The 19,767-nt window shown below is 41.4% G+C and carries 19 protein-coding genes and 1 pseudogene; 4 read left to right on the top strand and 16 right to left on the bottom strand.

What is annotated here, in order from left to right; all coding sequences use genetic code 11:
• Window positions 1-23 precede the first annotated feature (23 nt).
• The 10 genes and pseudogenes from IPL35_05055 to IPL35_05010 all read right to left on the bottom strand — a co-directional run bounded on the left by IPL35_05055 (window position 24) and on the right by IPL35_05010 (window position 10,003).
• Window positions 24-743: a hypothetical protein gene (locus IPL35_05055; GenBank protein MBK8442806.1), complete on the bottom strand. Its 720-nt coding sequence runs from the start codon at window positions 741-743 to the stop codon at window positions 24-26.
• A gap of 35 nt (window positions 744-778) precedes the next feature.
• Window positions 779-1,210: a T9SS type A sorting domain-containing protein gene (locus IPL35_05050; GenBank protein ID MBK8442805.1), complete on the bottom strand. Its 432-nt coding sequence runs from the start codon at window positions 1,208-1,210 to the stop codon at window positions 779-781.
• An 891-nt stretch (window positions 1,211-2,101) separates the two neighbouring features.
• Window positions 2,102-2,437 (bottom strand): annotated as a pseudogene (locus IPL35_05045) (fibronectin type III domain-containing protein).
• A 349-nt stretch (window positions 2,438-2,786) separates the two neighbouring features.
• Window positions 2,787-5,093 carry a fibronectin type III domain-containing protein gene (locus tag IPL35_05040; GenBank protein ID MBK8442804.1) on the bottom strand — a complete coding sequence of 769 codons (2,307 nt, stop codon included), beginning with the start codon at window positions 5,091-5,093 and terminating at the stop codon, window positions 2,787-2,789.
• Window positions 5,094-5,267: 174 nt separating this feature from the next.
• A complete protein-coding gene (locus IPL35_05035; GenBank protein MBK8442803.1) occupies window positions 5,268-6,494 on the bottom strand; it encodes a hypothetical protein in 1,227 nt (408 codons plus the stop codon).
• Window positions 6,487-7,065, bottom strand: a complete 579-nt coding sequence (locus tag IPL35_05030; protein MBK8442802.1) for an RNA polymerase sigma factor — start codon at window positions 7,063-7,065, stop codon at window positions 6,487-6,489. The genes IPL35_05035 and IPL35_05030 overlap by 8 nt, the downstream gene beginning before the upstream one ends.
• A 179-nt stretch (window positions 7,066-7,244) precedes the next feature.
• Window positions 7,245-7,832, bottom strand: coding sequence for an RdgB/HAM1 family non-canonical purine NTP pyrophosphatase (gene rdgB, locus IPL35_05025; protein MBK8442801.1), 588 nt, complete (start codon window positions 7,830-7,832; stop codon window positions 7,245-7,247).
• Window positions 7,833-7,944: 112 nt separating this feature from the next.
• Window positions 7,945-8,253, bottom strand: coding sequence for an AI-2E family transporter (locus IPL35_05020; protein ID MBK8442800.1), 309 nt, complete (start codon window positions 8,251-8,253; stop codon window positions 7,945-7,947).
• Window positions 8,232-9,113 (bottom strand): AI-2E family transporter, encoded by an 882-nt coding sequence (locus IPL35_05015; GenBank protein ID MBK8442799.1) that lies wholly within the window; start codon window positions 9,111-9,113, stop codon window positions 8,232-8,234. The genes IPL35_05020 and IPL35_05015 overlap by 22 nt, the downstream gene beginning before the upstream one ends.
• 5 nt (window positions 9,114-9,118) lie before the next feature.
• Entirely contained in the window at window positions 9,119-10,003 is an 885-nt protein-coding gene (locus IPL35_05010; protein MBK8442798.1) for a DMT family transporter, read from the bottom strand.
• 261 nt (window positions 10,004-10,264) lie between these two features.
• On the opposite strand from IPL35_05010, the gene IPL35_05005 reads away from it, so the two are divergent.
• Entirely contained in the window at window positions 10,265-10,573 is a 309-nt protein-coding gene (locus IPL35_05005; protein ID MBK8442797.1) for a septum formation initiator family protein, read from the top strand.
• A gap of 61 nt (window positions 10,574-10,634) precedes the next feature.
• Here the strand turns inward: IPL35_05005 and IPL35_05000 are convergent, their stop codons facing one another.
• On the bottom strand, window positions 10,635-11,660 hold the full coding sequence (locus IPL35_05000) for a DUF4349 domain-containing protein (GenBank protein MBK8442796.1): 1,026 nt from the start codon (window positions 11,658-11,660) through the stop codon (window positions 10,635-10,637).
• Between the two features lie 326 nt (window positions 11,661-11,986).
• On the opposite strand from IPL35_05000, the gene IPL35_04995 reads away from it, so the two are divergent.
• Both IPL35_04995 and IPL35_04990 read left to right on the top strand, forming a co-directional pair.
• Window positions 11,987-13,117 carry a hypothetical protein gene (locus IPL35_04995; GenBank protein ID MBK8442795.1) on the top strand — a complete coding sequence of 377 codons (1,131 nt, stop codon included), beginning with the start codon at window positions 11,987-11,989 and terminating at the stop codon, window positions 13,115-13,117.
• A 44-nt stretch (window positions 13,118-13,161) separates the two neighbouring features.
• A complete protein-coding gene (locus IPL35_04990) occupies window positions 13,162-13,950 on the top strand; it encodes a zinc-dependent peptidase (GenBank protein ID MBK8442794.1) in 789 nt (262 codons plus the stop codon).
• Window positions 13,951-14,072: 122 nt separating this feature from the next.
• On the opposite strand, the gene IPL35_04985 is transcribed toward IPL35_04990, so the two are convergent.
• Window positions 14,073-15,500, bottom strand: coding sequence for a phosphoenolpyruvate kinase (locus IPL35_04985; protein ID MBK8442793.1), 1,428 nt, complete (start codon window positions 15,498-15,500; stop codon window positions 14,073-14,075).
• Between the two features lie 70 nt (window positions 15,501-15,570).
• Window positions 15,571-16,188, bottom strand: coding sequence for a uridine kinase (gene udk, locus IPL35_04980; GenBank protein MBK8442792.1), 618 nt, complete (start codon window positions 16,186-16,188; stop codon window positions 15,571-15,573).
• Between the two features lie 146 nt (window positions 16,189-16,334).
• Here udk and IPL35_04975 point away from each other — a divergent pair, with 146 nt between their 5' ends.
• Window positions 16,335-16,772, top strand: a complete 438-nt coding sequence (locus IPL35_04975; GenBank protein ID MBK8442791.1) for an acyl-CoA thioesterase — start codon at window positions 16,335-16,337, stop codon at window positions 16,770-16,772.
• Window positions 16,773-16,896: 124 nt separating this feature from the next.
• On the opposite strand, the gene IPL35_04970 is transcribed toward IPL35_04975, so the two are convergent.
• The 3 genes from IPL35_04970 to IPL35_04960 all read right to left on the bottom strand — a co-directional run bounded on the left by IPL35_04970 (window position 16,897) and on the right by IPL35_04960 (window position 19,739).
• On the bottom strand, window positions 16,897-18,144 hold the full coding sequence (locus IPL35_04970; GenBank protein MBK8442790.1) for a DEAD/DEAH box helicase: 1,248 nt from the start codon (window positions 18,142-18,144) through the stop codon (window positions 16,897-16,899).
• Window positions 18,145-18,429: 285 nt separating this feature from the next.
• A complete protein-coding gene (locus IPL35_04965; GenBank protein ID MBK8442789.1) occupies window positions 18,430-18,765 on the bottom strand; it encodes an alkylphosphonate utilization protein in 336 nt (111 codons plus the stop codon).
• Between the two features lie 215 nt (window positions 18,766-18,980).
• Window positions 18,981-19,739: an ATP-binding cassette domain-containing protein gene (locus tag IPL35_04960; GenBank protein MBK8442788.1), complete on the bottom strand. Its 759-nt coding sequence runs from the start codon at window positions 19,737-19,739 to the stop codon at window positions 18,981-18,983.
• Between the last annotated feature and the right edge of the window lie 28 nt (window positions 19,740-19,767).

Below are 19,767 nucleotides of genomic sequence, written 5' to 3'. Positions count from 1 at the left end.
TAAGTCATTTTGTTTTTTTTGAGTTAAAAAGATAGTTGCAACATCATTCCGCCACTCCATTGTTTGGCTTCTAAATTAAAGTCGTAGTATTCATTGTTGGCATTATACAATAAGGCTTCAAATCCGTGAAAATTAATATATGCGTCTAAATATTTTAATAAAAACACATGCAATTCGGGCGATATATTTATTTTGGAAGCCTTTTGTAATAAATTTTTGCTATTATAAATATTATAAAGAGGGATATTCCATTGAGTATATTGCACTTTAACAGCACCCTGTACACGCGATAATATTGGAGGTGTCATCGCTCTCAAAAACAGGTAAGGGTGTGTGTTTTTTATTGTGGAGGTATTTAAAGCTGCAAATATCTGTTGGATATAGGTGTCTCTTTGGTATATAGCTCCTATTCCAAGTTGCAGATTTTTTAATATATTATAACCCAATCCACTTTTAATAGACAAAGAAGATTCTTGGATTGGTTGGAATTGATTTCTGTACCCATTAAATCTACTATAATAATATTTACCTGAAAATTCTATTATGACGGCTCTTGCCTCAAATTGTGCTTTTACGGGACAATTTATCAACAGGCAAAAAAATAGTGCGACTAATGTTGATAATGTTTTTAGATGTATTGTTTTCATAAAAGAAATGCAAAATAAAACAGAACAATCGTCAAATATATCAAATATACTGCAATAAAAGACAAAAAGTGCAACAAAGCAATTGCTTTGTTGCACTTTTTGTTAAATATCTTGTAAAAATGGAAATAATATTATTCCACCACCACTTTTGCTTGTAGAACCTGCTGCTCGGAAACGATGCGCAACAGATAAACCCCGCTGCTCAAATGGGCAGTGCTGATTTGACCCTGTGCCACATCGTTTTGTGTTTGTAAAAGGAGGAGTTTGCCGCTGATGTCGTATAATTCCAGCGAATAGACAGCCCCCGAATAGGCGTGCAGATGATAATATACCACATCGCGGGCGGGCAACGGAAATACGGAACATTCCCAAGCGGCGGCGGCGGTGTTGCCTTTTTTACCGCCACTTTTCGGCAATATTTCTAACCAATAATCTTCTGCTTCGCCCGTAAATACATAGTCGCAGGCGGCATCGGCGGCGATAGGGGCATCGGCAGCAATGATACGCAGTGCGTAATAATTAGGAGTGATGTAATCAGGCAAGGCAAATGCCAGAGCCGTCATATTGGCTTCGCCGGAGGTTGCCGTTTGCTCCCAGCTTTCGTATTGTTGGTTGTGATTGTAGTCTATCCAAATGGTGAAGTAGCGGTTGCTGCCACCGCCGCAAATAATATCCAATTGATACCCTGCTCCCAATTCCAGAGCGGCGAGGGTGTCGCGCAGAGGCAAATATCCATCGTTGTTGCCGCTTTTGTGTTGCCACAAAGTGCCGGCAATGGCGAGGCTGTCTATAAACAAATGTTGTGAATTAAAACCAAAGCCATTGCAGGCGGTTTCGCCGTTGCAATGGGAAGTGCTGAAATAAATGGTTTCGCTGTAATTATTGTTGTTGTTGCTGCATAGGGTTTTTACACGCGCCCAATAATCGCTGCAAAAATTCAGGTGGTCTATGTATAAGTGGGCAGCAGAAGTAGTGTCGCTGTAAATAACACTGCCGTCTTGTTCGCCATATTCCACCACATACGCCAAAGCATAATCAGTGGCTTGCCAGGTGAGCAAAGTAGAAAACACATCGTGGCGGGTGGCTCTGAGTTGCTGCGGCGTGGCGCAAGAGGGCAAAGTAGTGAAAACTAATGTTTCGGAAACAAGTATTTTACTGCCGCAAGTTTTTTGTATCTGAATCTGATAAGTGGTAAGTGGTGTCAAATCACTTAAATATGCAGCAGCGTCATCTTCACTTTTCTCAACCCATACCGTATCCAAAATCGTGCGGCAACGCACTGTAAACACAGCGTTTTCTTCCGCTATTTCGCTCCACACAAAATAGGCATCGTTGGTATTGATAAAAACAGGTTTGAAAGCAGTAATCGCCGAGCAGGGGGTTTCGTCAAGTGCGATATTATTCAAATTGACGGCAGCTATTTTTGTACTGAACACCGCCGTTTCCGAAACAGGGCTTTCGCCGCCGTCGGTACAAAATGATTTTACTTGCCAGATATATTTGCTGTCGGCAGCTAAATCGCCAATCCAACAGCTTTTATCATACGTGTTGATACTTTTCCATTTTTTTCCATCTTCTGACTTATAAGATACTTCGTATTGGATAGCACCTCCAGTGTTGTCCCATTGCAATTTTACAGAATTTGCTGCAACACTTTCGGTACTGAGGTTAAAAGGTGCATCGCACGAAATAATTTTCTGTGTTTTAAAATTCAAAGTATCGGAAGGAATACTATAAGCTGTGCCGCATTGCAATAATAAATAAGCCTCATATTCGCTGTCGGGTTGCAGACTCCATAAAGTGGCTTCGTTTGTATTATTGACCGCATACTGATTCCAGTTTACTTCGCTTTTATTCCTGAAATATACATTAATCAAAGTAGGCGTATTGCTCAGTTGCCAGCTAACCACCGCCGATTCGGAATTGATATTTCCAAGATGCAAGCTTTTTACGGCAGCACAGGGTTCGTCATAAGTAGAAAAACTCAGCGTTGCAGGTGCTTGGCTCACTTGCTGTGTACAAATACTGTATATTTCTATTTGATAATCGGATAGTTTTTCTAAGTTTTTTAAAGGAGTCCACAAATCACCCGTATAATAATTGTCCCACTGTTCGGCTTTTTCGCGGCGCACACGAATGTTATATCCGATGGCATTGTTGCCTTTTTCCCAGTTCAACTGTGCCACATCTTGCCCGATGCCATATACCGATACAAAAGAAGGGGCTGCACACGACAAGTCGGGTGGTGTAATGATAATAGTTGTATCCTGCGGCTCTTCGGGGTCGGTGACAGTGGTGGTGTCGGTGGGTATGGGCGGCTCTATATAAGGGAGTAGCTGTCGTAAATCCTTGAACTGCACTGTATTCGCTTTGGCTGCCGGCAGCGCATACGGCTGCTACTTTACATTCGTAATAGGTAGCTGCCTGCAAATTTTGAGCAGTATAAGTATTGCCATATATAGTTACATAACTCCAATCATAAGCAGTAGCAATACGATACGCCAAAGAATATTGAGTGGCTTGTAAGTTGGGTTGCCACGACAAAAAAGCCCCGTTTTCGGTGACGTTGCTCACCTGCAAACCGTTGGGAACATTACAGGGAACTTGTATGGCAGCATTTACCTTTATATTGTCTAAATACAGATTATTGCCGTCTCCGTTGATAGCCTTAAAACGCAACAAGATTTTTTTTCCGGCATAAGCATCTAAATTCACGGTTTCTTTGCGCCATTGCGAGCAAGCCGAAGGTTGCCACTCGGCGGTCATAAAAGAACTACTTGTGCTCAAATTCCACGCATTTCTATAATAAATTTCATTAAAAATGCCATTGCAATTTTCAGCTACAGCTACTTGCAGGGCATCATTGCTGTAGCTGTTGAGCATGGCATAAGCCACATCAAATTGAAGAGAAGCGGTGTTATAGGTACTTAAATCTAATTTTACTTCCATATAATCTTCCGCACCATAGTTATTGTTGTTGTAAAATTTGATAAAAGCCGCCGTTTGATTACTGCTGTTACAATCGGGTACAACTTTAGTAGCCCAAGTATTGCCATTGTCGGGGTTTTTGACATTCCACACCAAATTACCGATGCCGCCGCTGTTAAAATTTTCCGTAAAAGGAACGCTCTGATAAGCTGTATTATAAAAATTACTGTTAGCTTGGTCGTTGTTGGTATTGCTGTCGTTGCCGTTGTCGTTGGCATTGGTGGCTAATACCGTGAGCGAGTAAGACCCCGCATTATTGCTTGAGAAATTATTGATAAAAACATTTGTACTGTTTCCGGCGGCTAAATAGCCGTTCCAAACAAAACTCTGCAAAGGCTGATTATTAAACAAATACACCATTTGCATTGAAGTAATGGTTTCTTGTCCGTAATTTTTTACAACTGCCGTTGCCGAAAAATTCTCGTTACAATTATCGGGTATTAAAATGATTTTTTCAATACCGGCATCTACCACCTGAACAGGTGGCGTGATGTCTGCACAGACATTACTCTGTAATAAACTGCTGCGATACGATAAAAAACTTTGGCGCATGCGCGTTTTCTGCCCCTCAGTGAAGCGCGTTTGACAATTTTTGTAACCGTAGTCCATGTAATTTTCCAACATATCCGCTACATCGCCCAAGCCGCCGTTCCACACAGGACGAAACGGATTTTGCGCCGTATTGTCGTCATCGTCAGTGCTGCAAGTGTTGGGGGGACTGTCGCAGGAAAAATAACTCGAACTATTATCGGGCGGTGTGTCGCATACATAATCGCCCTGCAACATACAATTGCTGTTGTTGCAGCCGCCGTTAAAGGTATGTTCCAAATTCAGATAATGCCCTACTTCGTGAATAAGTGCTTTATTATTGTTGAGGGTAGTTCCGAAATAATCAGCTTCTATGGTGACACCATCAAAATAATAGCCGTGTGCCGATGCCAAATAAGTATATCCTACCACATTTGTAACTCCCTGCGCCGAATTACTGATGCCGTTTACTACCCAAATATTCATATATTTTTTGGTATCCCACGAAGTGGCTGCTTTAAAAGAAGGCTCTTCAGTTGCCGAATCTACTTCATAATCCTGCCACGAAGCGGTTCGGGTAATGCCATTGGTGCTTTGCCCGTTCGGAGCTACGCTCGCCAAACAAAACTCAAAACGAATATTGATACCGACATTGTCGTAATAATTGCCCTGATTGGAAAAACCGTCATTGAGTGCGCTGATGGCATCAAATACTTGTTGGTCGCTGATATTGCCGCCCGTACCCATATTGGCACCGGGTTGGTGGATAATGTGCACCACTACCGGAATGGTATAAATTGTTTCGTCTTTGAGCGGTGTGGCGGCGGCTAATTGCAGATTAAGCGCATCGTTGCGTTTTTGATAAACGGCATCCTTTTCATAGAGTTTTTGATGCGAAAACTGCAAACCACAATCCTGAGCCTCAGCCAATGGAGCTAAACCTGTAAAAAAACTAAGTAAAATTGCGATAATACGTAGAGCGTATAAATGATTCATCATGTTGGAATACTATCTTGGAATACTTGGGCGCAATAATTAGGGATTTTAAGCCCGCAAAGTTAATCAAAATAGTACGCTGCCATATATAAATATAAAAAATTGCTATTATTTAGCAAATTTATATTTCAAAGAGGCTTGCAGACCAACTGCTAACAAAGGAGACTGTGAAGTTTCGGCACGCTCAAAAGAGTTGTGGTATTGCACTCGGCTTTCCAATGAAAATATATGGTTGGGTGTTATTTGTACATTGTAGCCGATACCTGCAATACCGCCCAATTCGCTGTTGCGCAAAAGTGGTTCGGGAGCTATCGGTATTTCTAAATTAGTATTTAATTCGGCAGATTTTAATTTTCCGATACTGATACCCGCTATCCAATGCCAAGCTGTAGGGCGATGCAACCACGAATGTGACTGTGCATAATTGCGTTTAGCAAGTAGCGATACAAATGTATAAGACAAACGTATGTTTTTTTCCTGATGATTGAGCAGGTAGCGTTGTCCTTGTTTGGAGTCAGCGATCCATTCGGCGGTTATCCCCCATTCATTATTAAAATCATATCCTATCTGAAAACCATAATTTGAGCCCCAAGTAGGCAGTATGTCCACATTTTGGTGTTCGCTGCTGCTGTTGGTACTTAGTAGGCGCACCCAGTTGGCGGTATAAAAAATGCCGCAATGCAAGCCTTTCCACGAAGGGCGCATAGAAGCGGGTATGGCAATATCGGGATAATCAGGATAAATAGTTGCTGCGGGTAAAGGCAATATAGAAGCTATTTCGGCGGTTTGAGGGTTTTTGTCGCTTTCATCACTGATAGGATCGCTTTTAATAGGCGACAATACATCTACAGGCTGTGTCAGTACTGCCACCAAAGGGGCTGAACTTGTCACAGCAGTTGTAGTTACGGGTGTCGTAGGGATTTCAAGGGCAACACCTGAAGAAGCAGGTGTTTTTTTATCGGAATGGAATGATGACCAATGCGGTTGATGAGGTAAAGAGGGCACAAGGGCTACCTCCGCTGAAGCAGGCAGTGGCGATAGCGTAGTGACTGTTGTTGGAGCGGTAGCTGTTGTAATGTTTTCGTGGGTCGCCGATGTAGTTATATCGTAGTGGCGAGGTTGAATGATGATTTCGTAGCGATTGAAAAAATAGAATAAACCGCCCGACAGCAGTAAAAGCAATAAAGTTGCTGCACCAAATTTGGTGCGCAAAGATTTTTTGTTGCGCTGTTGTTGTTGCAATTGATGCCGTATTGCCTGCTCCACCGCCGGAGGAGCAGCGACATAATCGCGCAATTTTTCGCGTACTAATTGTTCAAATCTTTCATCAGACATATTTTTCACGCTGTTGCTTAGGCTCTTGTTGTTCTATCATTTGCCGCAATAAACTTTTGGCTCTTGCCAATTGTGATTTAGAAGTACCTTCACTGATATTGAGCATATTGGCAATTTCTTTGTGCGAATAGCCTTCTACTACATATAAGTTAAAGATAGTTCGGTATCCAACAGACAATTTATCAATCAACGACAGCAATTCTTCAGCACTCATTTGCTCTACAATATGGTCGTTCCATTCTTCTTGTACGGCATACTGCACTTCCATAATCGGATACAAATTGGAGTGGCGGCGATAATGCTCAATGGCAGTATTTACAAAGATGCGGCGTACCCAACCTTCCAACGAACCTTCGCCTCTGAAAGTAGGCAAGCCGTTGAACACCTTGATAAAAGCCTCCTGAAAAATATCCTCTGCCACGAAGCGATCTTTTGCATATCGCATACACACTCCGAACATTTTCGCCGAAAAGCGTTTGTAAAAAGCTGTAGTGCTGCGTGCATCGCCCTGAATGCAACCTTCTATCAATTGTTGCTCCTCTGTTTTCTTTGCAAATAATTTGCCGAACATAGGTTTTTGCTTGTAGTAAGATGAAAAAAATAAAAAAAGGTTGTAAGCATACGGCACTTTTTTTATATATGTGTTATTTGTCATCAACAATATACCTTAATAAGTGTGCTGTGTATGCTATTACACCTGTGCTGGTTCAACCTTAAACGGCTTTGTTGTTATAATATTGTACGATGTTGTTATAATATTGTACGAAGATATGAAAAAAAAATTTCAAATGAAATAAAACGATGACTAATTTTGTTTTTGTCGGCTAATGTCATTTCTGCAAGGCTGTGTTCATAACCCTGCGGCTGAAAAACAGGGTCGTAGCCAAAACCGCCTGTACCGCAAGGATTTTCTAAAATCGTACCATTTAAGATACCTTCAAATTGTTTTTCGCTGCCCTGCGCATCTATCCACGATACCACGCAACGAAAACGTGCTCTGCGGTTGTGGTGTCCTTCCAAGGATTTGAGGAGTTTAGCGATATTATCGGCGGCTGATTTTTGTGCGCCGGCGTAGCGTGCCGTAAAAACACCCGGTGCGCCGTTGAGGGCTTCTACTTCCAAGCCCGTGTCCTCGGCGATGCAAGGCAAGCCGTAGGCACGCCACACCGTGCGGGCTTTGTGGAGGCTGTTGGCTTCGAGCGTATCAAAGGGTTCTTCTATTTCTTGCGTAAAATTGATGTCGTTCAAAGTGAGCAAACGACTTCCGGCAGGAAACCCGCCAATAGCCGATACTTCCTTTAATTTATTGGCATTACTGCTGGCAAATACAATATTCATCAAAAAATTGTCTGTAATATAAACAGGGTGGAGAAAGCAGTAAATTTACAGACAGAAAGCTTTAAAAAGAAATAAATTATGACAATTTCACTTTTTTAAGTAAAAGTCAGGTTTATTGTTTTTTGGACGAGGGTATTTTGGAAGCAGGCTCTTGCTCTACATGTTCTATATTTTGGGTAAGAGATTGTACAATTTTATTTTGGCTTAAAAACTCCATACCCACCACGCGCAAAATGGTATAAACAGGAATGGCGAGTACCATACCTCCCACTCCACCGAGCGTACCCGCTACTAAAATCACAATAAAAATTTCCAAAGGATGCGCCTCCACACTATTGGAGAAAATATAGGGTTGCACCAACCAGTTGTCAATAAACTGAACAACTATAAAAGAGGCACTTATTTTGAGTAATAATGGCAATAAAATCTGGAAAAATCAATGCCGACATTGGCAGTAATGGTTATAAAAAGAGCAAAAAAACCGCCAATAATAGGTCCCACATACGGAATAATATTGGAAAAACCGGCAACTACACCTATCAAAATTGCATTATCTACGCCCAATAGCCACATAGCAGTGGTGATAAGAAAAGTAAAAATAATATTTTGAATAACCAGTCCCTTTAAATAGCGCGACAAAAAATAGCTGGAAGTATTAAGTACTTTTTTTGTACGTTTTTCATATTGAGAAGGTACAATAGTCATTAAAATATGGTACGACATTTTTTCATCTACCATAAAAAAATAACTGATAAATGTAACCGAAAACAAACCGGTAATAATATTGGCTACATTGCCCAATACACCAAATAACGAGCGTACCACGCTACCTGCTTTTTCAAAATCAAGGGCTTTTTTGATATTTTCTACAATAAACTGTGTAGGAGAATAAGGCGTATTTTGAGGTATGATACCGTATTGCATCAAAAAAGTACGGAGTTGATGATAGGGTCCATCTAAGTATTGTACCAAAGCATCTACGTCAATATCTGCCAACTGCGATAAAGGACTAAATACATAAGGAATAAATATCATAGACAGCAACACAAGTACCAAATAAAACATCAGTAACGTAAAAATAGCAGCAAGTGGGCGAGGTAAATGATATTTACCGATTTTTATATTACATAAAGAGCGTACAAAGGGTCTGCCTATCAGCCCCAACAGGGCAGCAAGCAATACATAAATGACAATATTGCCCAAGTAAATCCAAATCAGCGTAAATACGGCGATTAGTACCAAGCCTATAAATATTCGAGCGGCTAATTCAATATGTTTCATTTTAATTATTTTGAGAGGTGATTTGCTTTTTGCTGTAACATTGGGTACATGAAAATAGTTGCAATCAGGATAAAAGCTCCCGCATAAAATCCCCAATCCATCCGCTCCGAATCTTTGAACAGCATTGCAGCCAATACAATGGCATATATCGGCTCCATATTAATTGCCAACACTATTGTATATGCCGACAGGCGTTGCATCAGGCTCACAATTCCGATAAAGGCATACACCGTGCATAAGCCCGACAATATCAGCAGCCAAAAATAATCGCTCCAAGCCACCTCCCAGGGCAGCACTACCTGTTGCGTAGCTGCAACCGCTATGCTCAACAGCAGCACACTCGCCAGCATTTCGTACAACGAAATAGTAACAGGCGGCAAGCTGCGCACCAATTGTTTGTTGAGTACTCCAAAAAGTGCCGACAAAAAAGCCGACACCACCGACACCACAATGCCTTGCCAATACTCAATAGCAAAGCAAGTAATGAAATATAAGCCGATAATAACCAGAATACCGATATATATTTCCAATTTAGAAATTTTCTTTCGTTCCAAAACAGGTTCTAAAATAGCCGTAAATAGAGTGGCACTGGCAAAACAGCCGAGTGTAACCGATACATTGGAAATTTTGATGGCATAATAAAAAGTAAACCAATGCGCCGCCACAATGCAACCTACGCCCAATAACTGAAACAATTGCCGTGCAGATACCCGCATATCAACGCTGCGCCACCAAGCTACTGCACCCATACCCAAAGCAGCAAAAATAACCCGATATTGTACCAATGGCAATGCTGGCAAACTAATCAATTTGCCCAATACTCCCGTAAATCCGAACAGAAATACAATAAAATGCAGTTGCAGATAATCGTTGCGAAGGATAGGTTTCAAGCGATATAATCAATATTTTTCAGACAAGTAATTTTCCTAAAAAAAACAAGGGTCACAAAGATATATGATTTTTTCAGATACACATTACTCCTTGAATATATCGTACTTATGTGTATTTTATGTTTTTTTATAAAAAGATATACAAAATCTGTTTTTTATATCATATACACACCAAACCTAACAAAAGATAGTACTTTTTGCAGTATCTTTGGGGCAAGTAATTAGTTGTAATTTTTATATTTTCTAATTTATTGCCTGATAATGAAAACCTACTGGAACAATTTTATTAAAAAACTACCGCCTACACTGCGCAATCGTTATATTCTTACCTTTATTGCTTTTATAGCGTGGATAGGTTTTTTGAGCAATAATAGTTGGCTGAAAAAAAGCGAACTGAGTGCTGAAGTACAGGAACTTCGCACGCATATTGCCGAAAAAAAAGTAGAAATAGATAAAATGAAAAAACAACGCCAGCAATTGAGTAACATACAGGAACTGGAGCGCGTAGCGCGGGAAAAAAACCTCTATCACAAACCATCTGAGAAGGTTTATATTGTGGAGGAAGAATAATAAAGCTGTTTAGTGTATTTCCTTACCGAAACTTTAAAAGTTTCGGTAAGGAAAGAAAATCTTATATTTTTAAATTTCTTTTGTGTGCAGCATTGGAGCGCAGAAAATCGGGGCTTACATATTTGCGTATTAAAAACACAGCCAAAGCCAATATCAGCCAAAGCCACCACGCCTGCACTGCCGCCAAAACAACACGTTTCAGCACATCAAATCCATCTTGCACGGCATCTGCCAGTTTGAAGAAAAAGTTAGGCTCGTAGCGGCGGCTGTCGTTTTCGTTGGGTACTATTTCGCGCCGTACGGTTTCGCGCTGATATAAATGCACATCTACGGTGCTGTATGCAATTTGGTCGGCGAGCGACAGGTTTTCCATCTTCGCCTGTTGGGCGGCTTCTTCGCGCTGCCAAGCCAACTCTTCGGCGGAGAGCGTTTTGTTTTGATATTTTCCTTCCTCTGCTTGCTCCCGCAATCGCTCTGCACTTTCTTCATTGTGGCGGCTGTTCCATTGGTTGCTAAGTATGTTTAGCGTTACATCTTTTACGGTAATATTTCTGTAGTCCAAAAAATCCATCAAAGGGCTTAAATCTCTGAGTGTGGCATCGAGTTTGGCGGCAGGTACACGAAATTGCAGGCGATTATTGACCGTATAAAAAGTCGTTATCAATATGGAGTCGCGGCTGATATTTTGTTCTTTTTCGCGGTTGAGTTCGCTGCTCAGGTGGGTAGCGGTAATAAAGCCGCCGTGCCGCGCCACAATATCTTCAATAGCATAAGTGCTTTTTACTGCATCTTTGGTACGAAATTTAATGTCGGCGGTGCGAATGAGGCGGCGGGTGCTGTCGTGCAAGCCGAGCTTGGCTGCTGCCGAAGAAGGTAAAGAAACAATCAAATCTTCGTTGGTAGCCGGAGCAGATGCGGCGGCGGCACGGGTTTTGGAAAGTTGGCTTTCGGTGTCATTGTCGGCAGCAACCGTAGGGGCGGCAGCACCATCGGCAGCCACACCCATCGGTTCCGAATCTTTGCTACTGTTGCTACAGGCAGCCAGCAACAACAATCCGAATAATAATACAACAAATTGGTTTTTCATACATTTTTTTTGAAGAAGAGAATGAGGAATAGAAAATGAATTAAAAAAATTTTGAGCATAAAAAATCAACGAAAGATTTAGTTGAAAAATTAAAAAATATGCAAAAATTAAGAAATATTAACAAATATAATATATTTTATTCGGAATTTGATAGCTTATCTGTTTTGTTTTTTTATAAAAAAACAAACTGTTTTTCGCTATTTATTTGAAAAAAACTACTTTTGTTGTCTGATTTATGTAACCGCACAGCAAATATGTATTGCTATTCTTTTTTACTGTCACTGAAATTTATTTTACTTTTTTTCGCTCAAACACAGCCGATTCGTGTGTCTTTTATTGTGTCGTGCAAAGGCAATATTGGCAGCGATATGGTATGCGTAGAGGGCAACCACGCTTATTTGGGGGCTTGGAACGGCAGCGGAACGCCTTTGTTTAAAGCAAATGAGGGGTCTTGGCTGCGTATTTTTCAGTTTCCTAAAGGCGAAAACATCACTTTTCATATCACGCGCGGGCGCAGTGGCACAGAAGCGATTGACAGCAACGGCGAAACCCTCGAATTTTCTTTTGCGGCACGCCGCGATACTGTGATTGATTTGCACATTTACCGTTGGTTGGATATACACGGCGGCAGCAAAAACACAACTTCAATCGCTTCTCCCTCATCAAGCGGCGGCGGTGATAATGCTTACAGCCGCCCCGAACCCGCCGCCCCCGTTTTTTCCAAATACCATTATCACAACGACCTGCCGAGCAGCGGCGGCTTGCAACGCCGTGTTACGGTTACATTGCCCGACAGTTACGCCACCGACTCCGAAGCACATTATCCGGTATTGTATGTACACGATGGTTTGCAGGGATTTTATGGTTCTTCCACGATTGCCTCCTATCGCTGGCGCATTGCCGAGCGTGTGGACAGCCTCATCAAAGCGCAGCGTTTGCAGGATATTATTGTGGTGAGCATTAATAACGGTATGGACGCGGGATTTACGTCATTTAGCCGTAATTGCAATGCTTCCTACCGCAACTTTGTAGCTAATACGCTCAAACCTTTCATTGACCAACACTACCGCACGCAGCCCGAAGCCGAAAATACCGTGTCGATGGGAGCTGATGTGGGCGCACTCACGGCGTTTTTGTTGTCGTGGGAGCAGCCGCAAGCCTTTGGAAAAGCCATTTGTTTGTCGCCGCGCTTTGATTGGGAAAAAGAATACTACACTTACCTCAAAAAAGTTGCCGATGATGCGGGAGCTTATAAAAACCTGTCTTTTTATTTTGACAACGGCACCAACAGCGATTACGAACTGCGTTTGCAGCAATCTATCGAAAAAATGACCGCTTTGCTGGAACAAAAAGGCTATTCGGTGCAGTTATTTGTAGATGAAGGAGCGATGTATGGCGGAAAAAAAGACTGGAGTCGGCGAATTTGGAGTCCCTTGCTCGCATTTTTTGGCAATTAATTTCGTTATAGAGATGTATTCTCTATCTGATATATATTAAGGAAATGAACACAACAGCTACTTATTATATCCTATCCGAACAACAACGCACTGTATTGCAGGATTATTTCCTGTTTTACAATTTATTGGAAGAGAGCCAAAAAAGCATTTTTGAGCAGCGGCTGGCGCAATTTATCAATATAAAACACATCAAGGCGGCGGGGTTTAATTTGGCTGAAGAAATACGCATATTGATAGCTGCCACCGCCATCAAGCTCACCTGGGGCTTGGATTATTATCTTTTTCCGCATTTTCATACGGTGTTGGTGCAGGCGATGCTGTATTATTCCAATGCCACACAGCAATTTCACTACGGCGAAGTGCGCACCGATGGTATTGTGGTCGTTAATTGGCAGAGTTTGCTCCAAAATCTTCAGCAGCCCGAACTCAACTACAACATCACCCTCCATTATTTTATTCACGCTTTATACTGGGAGCACCATTTGAGTCCTGTTAAAGTATTTGCGGTACAGCCCGAAAATTTATTGCATTGGCAGCGTTTTGCGATAGGACGTATCAATCAGGAGCGCATCGGTTTTCCTTCTTCCAATGCTGCTTATTTGGAGAGCAACTTTTTAAATTTGTTTACAGCCTGTGCCGAAGCCTTTTTTGAAACACCACTTCAATTGCGCACCGCCAGTCCCGATGTATATCGTATTTTGATGCAGATTTTCAATCAGGATACTTTGAGTATGTTTGTATATTCGTTTGTATATGCAGTAATTATACGCATGCTAAATGAATGTTCGTTTGGCTTTTTTGAAGGAATGAATCTAAAACAACTAGCCAAATAGATATTTGATTGCTGCGTATTCAAATTAAAAAATAGTAGTAATAAAAAAAACAAATCGGCTAAGATCCTTTTTGAAAAAAGAACCTTAGCCGATTTGTATATAATATTTATTATCTTAAATTGTTACTGCTTGCGGTTTTCTAAAATCTTTTTAAAAGAACGGCTGCGTATTTCATCTAAAGTAAGTCCGGTACGTAATACTTCTTCTTCGCTGATAGCTCCACTGTTGAGTGCCCGCAAAAAATAATTGAGCAGTCCCTGTCCGGTGGCAGCATCATCAAACACATCACCGATGAGGGTGGCGCGGGCAGCTTTTTCTACAAAAGTCTTCAAACGCGCTACGGCATCGTCATAACTTTCCAAAAAGAAAGCAAAGACCGCCGCATAACGCATCGGAAACTGAGCGGGATTCAAATCCCAGCCCTGATAGTAGCCGTGCCACAGCGAATGGCGGATATGGTCGTAGCCTTTTTTCCAAGCACGGTGCACCACTGCCGTATTTTCGTGCTGCTGCTCCGGCGTAAGGGCATCGCCGCGATGCGGTCCGATGGGCATGGTGTTGGTAGCACCGTCCGAGAGCCAAATACCCGTGTGCGCCAAAGCCACTTTGGTCATGTGGTGCGCAAAATCGCATACCGGATGATCCATTTCCTGATACATTGCCGTAATGCTGCACGAAGCTGTATAATCGTAAGTGCCAAAGTGCATGGCAATACAACGCCCTTTGGAGGCTTTAACAAAACGATACAAAGGGTTTGTGCCATCGCTGTCCATAATAGATTGGGTGGTTTCTACCATCATTTCCATTTTCAGGCTGTTGGCGGGCAGGTGCAGCATTTTTTCCAAAATTTCAAAACAGGCTACCAGCGTGCTCACTTGTTCGGGAATGGTAACTTTGGGCAACATCACCACAAAATTATCCGGCAATGCACCTTGTGTGTGGGCAACGAGTGTGCTGAGAAAAATATCTAATGTGCGCAAACCGCGCTCTTTCATTTCTTCCGTAAACGGCTTGATACGAATACCGATAAAAGGCGACAAAGTGCCTTCGCGCATACCTTTGGCTACTTCTTGTGCCGCAAATGCCGCACATTCGTCTTCTTCTTCGTTACTGCGGTTGCCGTAGCCATCTTCAAAATCAATCCGAAAATCTTCAATGGCTTCGGTTTTTAGCTTGCGCACTACTTTTTCATATACTTCGTAGCTCAAACGCGCGGGGTGGGCGCGGCGTGATTCGGGTGTGAGGGCTTCGTATTCGGCTTTCCACGCGGCGGCACTGCGACCATCTGAAAAAGCGGAGCTTCCTTCCAAAGCAAATATTTTTCCGAAAGTGACAAAGTCGGGGCTATAAGTATGAAACACCTCCAAAGCACGCTCGGCAAGCACTTGGGCAGAGTTAGATTTGAATAAATTAGCTCCGCCATACAGCGTATGTACAGGCTGCCGCTCGCTGCGGTCGCCCGGATAGATTTTTTGAAAAGCGGTATTCGCTGCTTTGAGATTGCTGAACAAAGCTTCTTTTTGGGCAAGCCGGAATGGATAATTGCATATTGTTTTATTTTTTTAATACAAATACTTGAATATCAGCGTTTTTCAATTTGTTTTATGATAAAAAAACGATTTAATGATCTTGCTGCAATTTCATATTGATACGCGCCACCAACATATCAATCGCTACATCATTTTGTCCGCCCATGGGCAAAATAATGTCGGCGTAGCGTTTAGTGGGTTCAATGAATTGGAGGTGCATCGGTTGCACCGTTTCGGCGTATTGATTGAGGGTTTCGGACAAATCGCGCCCGCGCTCGGCAGTATCACGGCGAATACGGCGCATAAGGCGGTCGTCGGAGTCGGCGTGTACGAATACTTTAATATCCAATAATTTTCGCAATTTTTCTTCTACAAACAACATAATCCCCTCCACAATAATCACTGATTTCGGCGATATAGAAATGGTTTCGGGCAGGCGTGCATGGGTGATGTACGAATACAGTGGCATTTCTATGCTTTCGCCTTTTTTGATTTTTTTCAGGTGCTCTATCAGCAAATTAAATTCGATGGCGGAAGGGTGGTCGTAATTGAGCATTCTGCGCTCTTCCAAAGGCAGGTGGCTATTGTCGCGGTAGTAATTATCCTGCGGTATCACGACTACTTGGTCGGCAGGCAGCCGTTCCACGATACGGCGTACTACTGTTGTTTTTCCGGAGCCTGAGCCGCCCGCTATTCCGATGATGAGCATAGTTGAATAAAAAATATGAACTGTGTATAAAAAAAACCAATCTATATAAGGAGGCAAATGTAGTAATAAAAAAACATTTTTGTAGAAAGTACCGGACAAAGGTTTCGGTTCTTTTATAAAAAAAACAGTTATACCTTTGTGTATATATGAGCCAGATTGATTTTTCTTTGTTTCGCTATCAGCAGCCTTTGGCAATGCGTTGGAGCGATTTAGATGAGTTGGGACACGCCAACAATGCCGTTTATCTCACTTATTTTGAAGAAGCACGGGTGGGTTATTTTGCCGCCGCCTGCCAATGGGACTGGAAAAAAGACGGTTTGATTTTGGCGAAAGCAACCGTGAATTACCGCCGCCCTTTGTTTTTTGTGCAAACGGCACAAATCGCGCTGCGTTGTTCGCATATAGGTAATAAAAGTTTTGAGTTGCAGTATGCCATTACTGCCCCCGATGCACAGCAGCAGCTACAACTCATTGCCGATGGCAGCACGATTATGGTGTGCTTTGATTATGAGCAACAAATCTCTGTTACTGTGCCGCAGCATATACGGAAGCGTATTTCAGATTTTGAGAATGGCATAAAATAATACAGAGAGACTTTCATTAAAAAGTCTCTCTGTAAAGGGTGTATTTTGCGCTATATTTTTTTATAAAGCTATAAGTACCGAAACAAAATCAATTTACATTGTTCCATTATAGCCCTAATCTCTATTACACACTCGTTCTATTTCTTCTTTTTGAGGAAAAATGATAATTACGACTTTTTTGTCCACTTGCCTGCCTTTGAGCAGACGGCTGTGCGGCATTGCCGACAAGCGGAAGCGTTGTTACATTTTTACTAAATGGATGTTCTGCGATTACGGGTATGCTTTTAGCAATTACTTTTTGAATATCCTTCAATTCGCCCCTCTCTTCCATATCACAAAAAGAAATAGCAATTCCTGTATTACCTGCACGTCCGGTTCTGCCAATTCTATGCACATAAGTTTCGGGCACATTGGGTAGTTCAAAATTGATAACATGCGATAATTTATCTATATCAATACCACGAGCCGCAATATCCGTAGCTACCAATACCCTTATATCCCCTGTTTTAAAATTGGTCAGAGCCTGTTGTCGGGCATTTTGAGATTTATTGCCATGTATTGCTGCGGATTCAATATTTGCTTTTCGCAATATTTTTACTATTTTGTCTGCTCCATGTTTTGTTTTTGTAAACACCAAGGCTGTTTTTATAGCAATATCCTCCAACAGATGCAATAATAAACCAGATTTATCCACTTTATTTACATAATACAAGCTCTGTGCAATGGTATCAACGGTACTTGAAACGGGTGTTACTTCAACTTTTGAAGGGTTTTTTAATAATTGATTCGCCAGGCTTTGTATTTCGGGGGGCATGGTGGCACTAAAAAAGAGCGTTTGGCGGTTTTCGGGTAATTTTGTAATTATTTTTTTTACATCATTCACAAATCCCATATCCAACATTCTGTCTGCCTCATCTAAAACAAACATTTCAATCTGTGCCAAATCAATAAAACCCTGTTTCATTAAATCTAATAAACGACCGGGGGTTGCGATGAGAACATCAACACCGCGTTTTATCAAATTGGTTTGAGGTGCTTGCGACACTCCACCAAAAATCACAGCCTGTGTAATTTTGGTATGTTTTCCGTAAGCTTCAAAACTTTTTCCTATTTGTACTGCCAATTCTCGGGTAGGGGTCAGTATCAAAGTATGGATATGTTTGCTGGTCGTTTTTTTTGTGTATATCAATTGTAGTATGGGTATGGCAAAAGCGGCTGTTTTTCCGGTGCCTGTTTGCGCGCAACCCAATAAATCTTTTCCTTCCAAAATCAGTGGTATGGCTTGTGCCTGAATGGGAGTTGGTGCGATATATCCTTCTTGATGTAATGCCCTCAAAATAGGGGCAACAATTTCTAATTTGTTAAATGCCATTATAAATTTTAAAATATGTAAGCTGGAAAGATGTTGTATGGTCTGAAGCAGCGGGGAAAATAATAATACTGATACTAAAATAATTCGTTTGTCGTGTATTTGTCGGACGATTTTAGTATAATTACCTACAAAAGGCTTACAACTTGCCTTGTTATTCGTGGGCAGGGTGCAAAGGTACAACTTTTTATGCACTAAATACTGCTAAAAAAATAATATTTGTTTTTTGCTAGCAAAATAGTATAAATAAAAAAGATTCATTCATTCGTATAGGCTGTTTATAATGCTCTATGCCTTTCGAACAAATTCGGATTTTAACGCCATTGAGCCAAACTCATCAATCTTACAATCAATGTTATGGTCACTATTAAAGTTTAATCGGATATTTTTAACTTTTGTTCCTGCTTTAATAGGTTTAGAAGAACCTTTTACAGGTAGATTTTTTATCACAACTACACTATCTCCGTTTTGGAGTTCATTGCCATTGGAATCAAAAATTTTTTCGCGTTCTGGTTGTTCAATGACTTCATCGGGATTCCACTCATTTCCACAATCAGGACAATTATATAACTCGTTTCCTATTGAGTAACCATATTGTGATTTACAAATTGGACAAGGTTTCATATTTTTTAATTTTTATATTTTATTTTTTTTATTCTGTCGGTCAGTAAAATTCTATTGTTTCTTTCTACATTATGTTTTTCATCGCGCCAATAATTTTTACTTCATTTATCATATTGTCTATTGTTTTGGTGTCGCGCGCCTACAATGAGGTATAACAAACTTATTGGCTACAACAAATAACAGGCCAGGCGACAAATCTGTCTTATTTTATTTTTTTATAACACCACCCCTTTTTTGAGTTGTTTGAGAAAATCACTGGCAAAAATAAAGTTTTCCAACTCTTCATCATCGCTGTGCAATACTTCTTTGTTGCTGCCTTCCCAGTGTTTTTCGCCTTTCCACAAAAACAGGATTTTTTCGCCCATGCTCATTACCGAGTTCATATCGTGGGTATTGACGATGGTGGTGATACCAAATTCGTGGGTTATTTCGCTGATGAGTTCGTCTATGGTGATGGCGGTTTGCGGGTCAAGACCGGAGTTGGGCTCGTCACAAAACAGGTATTTGGGCTGCATCACGATGGCGCGGGCGATACCCACCCGCTTCATCATACCGCCACTGATTTCTGAGGGAAACTTGTGGTTCGCATTGACCAAATTTACCCGTTGCAGCACATGGTTTACGCGCTCCAATTTTTCGCTGTACGTCATTTCGGTAAACATTTCCAAAGGAAACATCACATTTTGCTCCACCGTGAGCGAATCAAATAAGGCAGAGCCTTGAAACAACATGCCGATTTCTTGGCGAAGTTGTTTTTTTTCATTTTTGTTGATTTTTGCCAACGACCTGCCGCTATACAGTATATCGCCCGAATCCGGCGACAACAAGCCTATCATACATTTCATAAATACGGTTTTTCCTGAACCGCTCGCCCCAATAATCAGGCTGGTTTTTCCGGCTTCAAAAATAGTGCTGATGCCTTTCAGCACTTCTTTATCGTCAAATGATTTTCTTATGTTTTTTATTTCTATCATACAAGCAACACCTTTTTATATTCATTTT

This window comes from Sphingobacteriales bacterium (genome assembly GCA_016711285.1).
Classification (GTDB): domain Bacteria; phylum Bacteroidota; class Bacteroidia; order Chitinophagales; family UBA2359; genus JADJTG01.
Note: the sequence above shows the minus strand (reverse complement) of the source record. Positions and strands in the feature narration are given on the sequence as shown.